The sequence below is a fragment of the Burkholderia sp. AU4i genome, from assembly GCF_000466765.1.
Taxonomy (GTDB): domain Bacteria; phylum Pseudomonadota; class Gammaproteobacteria; order Burkholderiales; family Burkholderiaceae; genus Burkholderia; species Burkholderia cepacia.
Genome location: NZ_ASSI01000195.1, coordinates 1 through 8702, shown reverse-complemented (window position 1 = coordinate 8702; position 8702 = coordinate 1). Strand labels below are relative to the sequence as shown.

The window sequence follows — 8702 nt, the reverse complement described above, 5'->3', positions numbered from 1 at the left end:
CGACGGCCCGGCGCGCGCGCAGGCGCGGCTGATCGACACGATCGTCGCGGCGCTGCCTGGCGTCATCGTCGCCGGCGATTCGACGAGCCCCGTGTACGTCGGTAATTTCACCCACGACGCGCACGCACCGCGCAGCTGGTTCAACTCGTCTACCGGCTACGGCACGCTCGGCTACGGGCTGCCCGCCGCGATCGGCGCGAAACTCGCCGCGCCCGCACGCCCGGTCGTCTGCCTGATCGGCGACGGCGGCCTGCAGTTCACGTTGCCGGAGCTCGCGAGCGCGGTCGAGGCCCGCGTGCCGGTGATCGTGATCGTCTGGAACAACCGCGGCTACGGCGAGATCCGCAAATACATGGTCGCGCGCGACATCACGCCGATCGGCGTCGATCCGTACACGCCCGATTTCCTGGCGCTCGCGCGCGGCTTCGGCTGCGCGGCGCACGCGGCCGCGACGCCCGACGCACTGGCGGCCACGTTGCGCGACGCCGTCGCGCGCGCGATCCCGACCGTAATCGAGATCGACGAAGCGACATGGTTCGAGCAGGTGCAGCGATGAGTCAGGCCCCCGATTTTCACTTTGATCCGCCGCTGCGTACCGGGCTTTTCATCGCCGGCGCGTGGGGGTCCGGCGCCGACGGCGCCACGTTGCCGATCGTCGATCCGTCGACTGAAGCGGTCCTCGCGCATGTGGCTGCCGGCGGCAGCGCGGACGTCGAGCGCGCCGTCCAGGCCGCAGCCCGCGCGTTTCCCGGCTGGAAACGCACGACGGGCGCCGCGCGCGCGGCCCTGCTCCGCGCGATCGCGCGCGGCGTCGACACGCACCGCACACGGCTCGCGACGCTGCAGTCGTTCAATAACGGCAAGCCGTTCGCCGAAGCGGAGATCGACGTCGCCGACGTGATCGCCACGTTCGACTACTACGCCAGCCTCGCGGAACGCATCGACACCGACGGCGAAACCGAGGTCGCGCTGCCCGGTGACGACCACCGCGCATGGATCCGGCGCGAACCGGCCGGCGTCGCCGCGCTGATCGTGCCGTGGAATTTCCCGATGGTGACGACCGCGTGGAAGCTCGCGCCCGCGCTCGCGGCCGGCTGTACCGTCGTGCTGAAGCCGTCAGAGATCACGCCGCTGCCGGAACTCGAACTCGTCGCGATCGCCGCCGCAGCGGGCCTGCCGCCAGGCGTGCTGAACGTCGTGACGGGCACCGGCCCCGACGTCGGTGCCCGGCTGTGCGCGCATCCGCTCGTCGCGAAGGTGTCGTTTACCGGCAGCACGGCGGTCGGCGCGCAGGTCATGAAAACGGCCGCGGACACGATCAAGGGCGTCGGCCTCGAACTCGGCGGCAAGTCGTCGATCGTCGTGTTCGACGACGCCGATCCCGACCACGCGGTCGAACTGATCGCGGGCGGCGGCCTGTTCAACGCGGGGCAGATGTGTTCGGCGACCTCGCGCGTGCTCGTCGCCGCGCCGCTCGCCGACGACCTGATCGCACGCCTCGCGCGGCGGATCGACGCGACCGTCGTCGGCCCGCCGTTCGCGCCGGGCGTGCAGATGGGCCCGCTGACGAACCGCGCGCAATACGAACGCGTGAAGCGCCACATCGCGCAAGGCCGCGCCGACGGCGCGCGGCTCGTGACGGGCGGCGACGTGCCCGCCGGCCCCGGTTACTTCATCCGGCCCGCGCTGTTCGCCGACGTACCGGCCGACAGCCCGCTATGGCGCGACGAAATCTTCGGGCCGGTGCTGTGCGTCCGCACGTTCGATACCGAGTACGACGCGATCGCGGCCGCCAACGATACCGAATACGGGCTCGTCGCGACCGTCGTCACGCGCGACGCGGCACGCGGCAAGCGGGTCGCCGACGCGCTCGAAGCAGGCGTCGTGTGGATCAACACGCCGCAACTGATCTATCCGCAAACCTCATGGGGCGGCTACAAGCGCAGCAGCGTCGGACGCGAGCTCGGCCCGTTCGGGCTGGCCGCATTCCAGGAGATCAAGCAGGTCATGATGCCGGCCCGCTGAGGCCGTCCGGCCCATGCGTTTATGTCATGCCGCGCATGCGGATATTTCGTTTGTTGCGGAAATTTGACCTCCCTACAGTGCATCCACACCCCGCGCCGCCGTTCGGCGACCGGCATCGAACCACCCGGCATCGTTCATCAGGAGACGGCCATGCAACACTTCAAGGCGGGCAGAAGGCAGGTGATCAAAACCCTCGGCACGGCACTCGCCGCATCCGCCCTTCCGATGCCGTTCATCAGTACTGCGAAGGCACAGACCAGCAACTTCGCGGGCAAGACGCTGCGCATCCTTACGTGGTCTGACGATACCGGTGCGGCCGCGCTGCGCAACATCGCGGAAACGTTCAGCAAGCAGACCGGCGCACGCGTGATCGCCGACCGCGCGGACGGCACATCGGGCATGGTCGCGAAGGTCAAGGCCGCCGGCGAGCGGCCGACCTACGACGTGATCACGCTGGCCGGCGTCGGTGCGGCCGGCCTCGCCGATGCAGGCCTGCTCGCGAAGCCGGACCTGAACCGGCTGCCGAACCTGAAGGACGTCGCGCCACAGTACCGCACGGGCGCAAACGGGTTCGGTGTCGGCTACCTGCTGTGGTCGGACGGGCTGATCTACAACACGTCGACCGTCAAGACCGCACCGGCGAGCTACGAAGCGCTGTGGGATCCGAAATATGCGGGGCGCCTGTTTCTTCCGCCGCCGGAGTGGGCCGAGGCGGTCGATCTCGCGATCGTCGCCGCGAAGCTGGCCGGCGGTTCGCAGCAGAACATCGAGCCGGGCTTCCGCAAGCTCGCGGCGCTCAAGGATCGTGTGATGACGCTCGGCGAAAACCCGAACCAGGTCGCCGACCTGTTCCGCACCGGCTCGCTCGACATCGGCGGCATCTATTCGCCCGCGTTCTTCCCGGACCAGATCCGCAAGCCCGACTACAAGATGGGCGTGACGTACGGGATGAAGGAAGGCTTCGCGACGCAACTGATGTTCACGGTGATTCCGAAAGCGCACCCGGGCGACCTCGACCTGATCCATGCGTTCATCAACCACACGCTCGACGCGGGCGTGCAGGGCCGGATGGCGGCGGACGTGCTGAACGGGCCGGTGAATTCGAAGGCCGTGATCCCGGCGGAAAGCCGCGCATTCGTGCCGTCGCCGCAGCAGATCGCGGAGAAGGCCATCCTCCACGACGACAAGGCGCTCGCCGTCGTTCAGCCGGCGTGGATCAAGCGCTATACCAGCCTCTTCGCGGCCTGACGACATGGCCTCGCTGCCTTCCTCCCGTCACGCGGAACCCGTCGCCGCCGGCCCGGCCGGCGGCGCTTCGGCCGCCGCTGCCGCGCGGCCCGGCGTGCCGGCGTGGCTGCTGCTTGCGCCGATCCTCGCATTCCTCGCGGTGCTCGCGGCGGCAACGCTCACCGTGCTGCGGATGAGCGTCGGTACGCCGGGCGACGAATGGCGCACGTTCACGCTGCAGAACTACGCCGATCTCGCCGACCCGTACTTCATGCACTCGCTGTGGCTCACGCTGCGCCTCGCGTTCCAGAGCATGGTATGCGCGGTGCTGCTCGCGATCCCGGTCGCGCTGGCGATGGCGCGCGCCGAATCGCGGCTCGCGCGGCGGCTCATGCTTGCCGGCGTGCTGCTGCCGCTGCTCGTCAACCTGCTGCTGCAGGGTTACGGCTGGCTCGTGATGCTCGGCCCGGCGGGCCTGCTCAACCGCTCGCTGCTGGCGGCCGGCGTCATCGAACGGCCACTGCAGCTGCTGTACCGCGAACACGGCGTGCTGCTCGGGCTGATCCAGACCGCATTCCCGCTCGCCGTGCTGCCGCTGTCGAGCGCGCTGCGTGCCGTGTCCCGCGCGTACGACGAAGCCGCCGCGACGCTCGGCGCGACGCGCTGGCAGACGCTGCGGCACGTGACGCTGCCGCTCGCGATGCCGGGGCTCGTATCGGGCGCGCTGCTCGTGTTCGCCTACAACGCGAGTGCGTTCGCGGTGCCGCTGCTGCTCGGCGGCCGGCGCGTGCCGATGCTCGCGGTGCTCGTGCATGACCAGGTCGCGCCGCTGCTGAACTGGCCGGCCGCGTCGGCCTCGGGTGTCGTGCTGATGGGCGCGACGCTCGTCGTGATGGCGGTTTCCCAGCGCCTCGTGCGCGCCCTGCAACGTGACGAGGTGAACCGATGAATGCCCTTCTGCCGCGAGCACCGCTGCCCGGCCGTCTGAGCCGCGCGACCGGCACCCTCGCGACGCTCGTGCTGTGCCTCGCCGCACTGCCGATCGTGACGATGATCACGATGTCGTTCGGCTCGTCGGGCACGCTCGAATTTCCGCCGCGCGATTTCAGCCTGCACTGGTACCGCGCCGCCTGGCAGACCTTCGTGACCGCCGATGCCGGCAGTGCGCAATCGATGGGTGCCGCGCTGACGACGAGCCTCGTCGTCGCGATCGCGACGATGCTGGTCGCGACTGCGGTTTCGGTACCCGCCGCCTACGCGCTGTCGCGTTATCGCTTCCGCGGCAAGACGTTCGTCGAGCAGCTCGTCGCGCTGCCGATCGTCTATCCGCTCGTCATGCTCGGCCTCGCGCTGCTGCTCGTGTTCAACGCGCTGCCGGTCGAACTCGGGCTCGTGCGGCTCGTCGTCGCGCACGTGATCCTGACGCTGCCGTTTACCGTGAAGAACTGCGCGGCATCGGTCGCATCGATCGGCCCGGAATTCGAGGAAGCCGCGTGCCTGATGGGCGCGAGCCCGCGCCGCGCGTTCGTCGATGTCGTCCTGCCGCTGATGCGGCCGGGCGTCCTCGCCGGCATGCTGTTCGCGTTCATCGTGTCGTTCAACGAGTTCACGGTGACGTTCTTCCTGTACAGCGTCGACACGATGACGCTGCCGGTCTGGCTCTACAGCCGCACCGTGTCGTCGCTCGACCCGACCGTGTTCTGTTTCGCGGTGTTCACCGTCGCGATCGATTTCGCGCTGATCTGGATGCTCGAAAAACTCGTCGGCGACAAGGGCGTCGCGCTCTGATACGCGCACGACTCCGCCCTCGCCCATCCAAGGACTCCCCATGACCCAGCTCACCCTTCAGAGCGTGACGAAGCGCTTCCACCACGCGTATGCCGTGGATCACGTCGACCTGTCCGTGCCGGACGGCAAGCTCGTCTGCTTTCTCGGCCCGTCGGGCTGCGGCAAGACCACGCTGATGCGGATCATCGCCGGCCTCGAGACGCCGACGTCGGGCACGATCACGTTCGCCGGCCGCGACCTCACGCACGTGCCGGCCAACCGGCGCGACTTCGGCATGGTGTTCCAGTCGCTCGCGCTGTTCCCGCACATGACGGTCGCGCAGAACATTGCGTATCCGCTGCGGCTGCGCAAGACGGCCAGGACGGCTCAAACGCAGCGTGTCGCGGAGCTGCTGGAACTCATCCAGCTTCCGCACCTTGCCGACCGGCTCGTCACGCAGCTGTCGGGCGGGCAGCGCCAGCGCGTCGCAATCGCACGCGCGATCGCTTCGTCTCCGCGCCTGCTGCTGCTCGACGAGCCGCTGTCGGCGCTCGACGCGAAGCTGCGCGAGGCGATGCAGGTCGAGATCCGGCTGCTCCAGCAACGGCTCGGCATCACGACGATCATGGTCACGCACGACCAGCGCGAAGCGATGACGATGGCCGACGAGATCGTCGTAATGGAGAAAGGCCGCATCCAGCAGGTCGGCCGGCCGCTCGACATCTATCGCGATCCGGTCAACGAATTCGTCGCGGATTTCATCGGCCTCGGCAACATCCTGCCGGTCGCGTGCGACGGCGACGACGCGATCGTGCTGCCGGGCGGACAACGGCTCGCGATCCGGCGCGCGCCCGACGCGCCGCGCGCGGACGACGCCGTGCGCCTGCTGATTCGCCCCGAGGACGTGTGCGTGCGCGCGGCCTCGGTCTCGCCGTCCGCGCCGAACACGCTCGCCGGCACGGTCACGTTCGTGCGCGACGTCGGCGCGTCGATCGAGGCGACGATCGATTGCCGCGGCTTCACGCTGACGGCAGCGACGACGCCGCGCGAAACGCCCGACCTGCACGTCGGCATGCCGGTCGCCGCCGAGCTACCCGCGCATGCATGCAAGCTGATCGCCGCACGCGGCGCCTGATTTCCGGTTCTTTCCCCAGCGCAGCAACAAGGACTCCATCATGAACGCATCGACCCAAGCCCACCGTCTCGTGCGACGCCTGCTCGCCCGCACCGCCCTCGTCTGCACCTGCGCGGCGGGTCTCGCCGCCATCGCGCCGCTCGCACATGCCGACGCACTCGACACGATCGCGAAATCCGGCGTCGTGCGCATCGGCGTGTTCGAGGACTACCCGCCGTTCGGCTCGATCGGCCCCGACATGAAGCCGCAAGGTTACGACATCGACATGGCGGCGCTGATCGGCAAGGCGCTCAACGCGAAAGTCGAGCTCGTGCAGGTCACCGGCGACAACCGGATGGCGTATCTCGCCGACCGCAAGACCGACATGCTGCTGTCGGTCGGCCAGACGCCGGAGCGCGCGAAGGTGATCGATTTCTCGAACGCGTATGCGCCGTACTATCTCGCGGTATTCGGCCCGAAATCGCTCGCCGTGAAAGGCACCGCCGATCTCGCCGGCAAGTCGGTCGCGGTCGCGCGCGGCACGCTCGAGGACCTGAGCGTGAGCAAGGTCGCGCCGCCGAACGCGACGATCAAGCGCTTCGACGATCCAAACGGCGCGATCGCGGCGTTCCTGTCGGGGCAGGCGCAACTGCTCGTGATCGGCAACGACGTCGGCGCGACGATCATCGCGCGCCATCCGTCGATCGATCCGGAGCAGAAGTTCTCGCTGTTCAGCTCGCCCGATCACGTCGGCCTGAACAAGAACGAGCCGCGCCTGATGCAGAAGGTCAATGACGCGATCGCCGGCGCGAAGAAAAGCGGCACGCTGAACACCCTGTCGCAGAAGTGGCTGCACGCGGCACTGCCGGCCGACCTGTGATGCGCATCGCGCCCGCCCCGCATTCACGACGGAAGGTATCGTTATGACCTACGTGTTCGACTTCAGCGATTTCGGCCTCTACGCCGGCATGCTCGCGCGCGGGATCGGCGTGACGCTCGGCCTCACCGCGGCCTCCACCGTGCTCGGCGGCCTGATCGGCACCGCCGGCGCGTGGGCCGCGCTCGCCGGCCCGCGCTGGGCACGCGCGCTGGTCGCGGCCTACGTCGAGCTGATCCGCAATACGCCGTTCCTGGTCCAGCTGTTCTTCATCTTCTTCGGGCTGCCCGGGATCGGCGTGCACATCGACGAAGCGCAGGCGGCCGTGCTGGCGATGACGGTCAACCTGGGCGCGTATGCGGTCGAGATCCTGCGGGCCGGCATCGAATCGGTTCCGCACGGGCAAACGCAGGCCGCACGTGCGCTCGGGCTGCACGGCCGGCAGGTGTTCGGTCAGGTCGTGCTGCCGCAGGCGCTCGCGAACGTGTACCCCGCGCTGCTCGGGCAGGTGCTGATCGTGATGCTCGGTTCGGCCGTCGTGTCGCAGATCTCGGTGCCCGACCTGACCTATGCGGCGAACTTCATCCAGTCGCGCAATTTCCGTGCGTTCGAGATCTACATCGTCGTGACTGCGATCTACCTGCTGCTGTCGATCGCGCTGCGCATGCTGCTCAATCGCGTCGGCCGCCGTCTGTTCGCGGGCCGCGCGCCGCACGGTGCGGCCGCCGCACCGCGCCGCTCGTGCGTTGCCCGCTTTACGTGGCGCGCGCTCCCCTGAAACCGGCCTCCCGACGGAGCGTGCCCGATGATCGAATTCACCTTCCAGGATATTGCGTGGAACCTGCTGCTGGCCGCGCGCTGGACCATGCTGCTGTCGCTGATCACGTTCGTCGGCGGCAGCGTCGCCGGGTTCGCGCTGCTCGCGATGCGCATCTCGCCGGTGCCGGCGCTGCGCCGCTTCGTGAGCCTTTACGTCGAGCTGTTTCAGGGCACGCCGTTGCTGATGCAGCTGTTCCTCGGTTTCTTCGGACTGCCGCTGATCGGCATCGACGTGACGCCGTGGACCGCCGCATCGGTCGTATTGACGTTGAACGCGAGCGCGTACCTGGCCGACATCTGGCGCGGCTGCGTCGACGCCGTGCCGCGCGGCCAGTGGAGTGCGGCGGCCAGCCTCGGCATGACGTGGACGCAACAACTCCGTTACGCGGTGTGGCCGCAGGCATGGAAAATCGCGCTGCCGCCGACCGTCGGCTTTCTCGTGCAGGCGGTGAAGAGCACGGCGCTGACGTCGATCATCGGGCTGACCGAACTCACGAAGACCGGCAACATCATCACCAATGCGGTGTTCAAGCCGTTTCCGATCTACGCGATGGTCGCGCTGCTCTACTTCGCGATGTGCTTCCCGTTGACGTGGTACGCCCGCGTGCTCGAACGCCGCTACCGCGTCGCGAAGGCACGCTGAACCGGCGCCGCGCGCGCCTCATTACGATGCAGGTATCCCCCATGATTTCCATCAGCAACGTTTCGAAGTGGTACGGCCCGTTTCAGGTCCTCACCGACTGCACGACCGAGGTCAAGAAAGGCGAAGTGGTCGTCGTGTGCGGCCCGTCGGGCTCGGGCAAGTCGACGCTGATCAAGAAGATCGGAAGAGCACACGTCTGAACTCCAGTCACGTGAAACGATCTCGTATGC

At 68.4% G+C, this 8702-nt stretch carries 9 protein-coding genes; all 9 read left to right on the top strand.

Annotation, left to right across the window (positions count from 1 at the left end; translation table 11 throughout):
* The coding region (locus L810_RS35060) for a thiamine pyrophosphate-dependent enzyme (protein ID WP_042977464.1) at positions 1 to 556 on the top strand (556 nt) is incomplete at its 5' end.
* The gene (locus tag L810_RS35055) at positions 553 to 2025 is read left to right on the top strand and encodes an aldehyde dehydrogenase family protein (protein ID WP_021162911.1); all 1473 of its coding nucleotides are present in this window, start codon (positions 553 to 555) and stop codon (positions 2023 to 2025) included. The genes L810_RS35060 and L810_RS35055, both read left to right, overlap by 4 nt.
* Positions 2026 to 2175: 150 nt before the next feature.
* The gene (locus tag L810_RS35050) at positions 2176 to 3273 is read left to right on the top strand and encodes an ABC transporter substrate-binding protein (RefSeq protein ID WP_042977462.1); all 1098 of its coding nucleotides are present in this window, start codon (positions 2176 to 2178) and stop codon (positions 3271 to 3273) included.
* 4 nt (positions 3274 to 3277) lie between these two features.
* On the top strand, positions 3278 to 4201 hold the full coding sequence (locus L810_RS35045) for an ABC transporter permease (protein WP_021162909.1): 924 nt from the start codon (positions 3278 to 3280) through the stop codon (positions 4199 to 4201).
* Positions 4198 to 5040: an ABC transporter permease gene (locus L810_RS35040; RefSeq protein ID WP_021162908.1), complete on the top strand. Its 843-nt coding sequence runs from the start codon at positions 4198 to 4200 to the stop codon at positions 5038 to 5040. Before L810_RS35045 ends, L810_RS35040 begins: the two co-directional genes overlap by 4 nt.
* Positions 5041 to 5080: 40 nt before the next feature.
* The gene (locus L810_RS35035) at positions 5081 to 6154 is read left to right on the top strand and encodes an ABC transporter ATP-binding protein (protein ID WP_021162907.1); all 1074 of its coding nucleotides are present in this window, start codon (positions 5081 to 5083) and stop codon (positions 6152 to 6154) included.
* A gap of 40 nt (positions 6155 to 6194) precedes the next feature.
* Positions 6195 to 7013, top strand: a complete 819-nt coding sequence (locus L810_RS35030) for a transporter substrate-binding domain-containing protein (RefSeq protein ID WP_021162906.1) — start codon at positions 6195 to 6197, stop codon at positions 7011 to 7013.
* Between the two features lie 43 nt (positions 7014 to 7056).
* Entirely contained in the window at positions 7057 to 7788 is a 732-nt protein-coding gene (locus L810_RS35025) for an amino acid ABC transporter permease (protein ID WP_021162905.1), read from the top strand.
* 27 nt (positions 7789 to 7815) lie between these two features.
* On the top strand, positions 7816 to 8472 hold the full coding sequence (locus tag L810_RS35020; protein WP_021162904.1) for an amino acid ABC transporter permease: 657 nt from the start codon (positions 7816 to 7818) through the stop codon (positions 8470 to 8472).
* The last annotated feature ends 230 nt before the right edge of the window (positions 8473 to 8702 follow it).